Raw genomic sequence first — 761 nt, forward strand, 5'->3', positions numbered from 1 at the left:
TAGTGATATGTTGCCTGGCCTGGTGATTGACCGCTTTAAAGACGTATTTGTTGTTCAGATTTCGAGTGCTGGAATGGAGTCTTTAAAGGATGAAATCGTTTCGGCACTTGAGAAGGTTTGTCGACCGAAAACGATTTTGTTTAAAAATAATGGCAAGATGAGATCTGCCGAGAATCTCGAGTCCTATGTTTCGCTTGCTATGGGAGAGGAGCTTGAAGACGCCGAACTGGAAGAGAACGGTGTTCGTTTTCTTGCACCAGTTATGAAGGGGCAAAAAACAGGCTGGTTTTATGATCACCGCATGAATCGGGCGCGCTTAAAAGACTATGTTAAAGGTAAGCGCGTGCTGGACTTGTATAGCTATGTGGGCGGTTGGGGAGTTCAAGCCGCTGCATTTGGGGCTGAGTCGGTTACCTGTGTAGATAGCTCTTCAATGGCGCTTGATTACGTTGAGAAGAATGCGGCACTAAATGACTTGTCTGACAAGGTAAGTTGTATTGAGGGTGATGTCTTTGANGTGTGCAAGCAGTTGAAGCTTGAAGGTGAGAAATTTGATGTTGTTATCGCTGATCCACCAGCATTTATTCCTAAGCGTAAGGACCAGAAAGCGGGTGAGATTGCTTATCAACGTTTGAATCAGCTTGCGATGCGCCTGCTAGAAAAAGATGGTTTACTGGTTTCTGCGTCGTGTTCTATGCACCTTTCGCGAGAAGCCTTGATGAAAGCTATTGCGGTAAGTGGCCAGACTTTGGAAAAGCGCT

Annotated in this window: 1 protein-coding gene; it reads left to right on the forward strand. The window is 45.7% G+C overall.

Translation table 11 applies throughout. The features are described 5' to 3' along the window. A partial coding sequence (locus tag A3761_RS25195; protein WP_156492126.1) for a class I SAM-dependent rRNA methyltransferase occupies positions 1-761 on the forward strand: 761 nt, incomplete at both ends.

The organism is Oleiphilus sp. HI0123 (assembly GCF_001635315.1).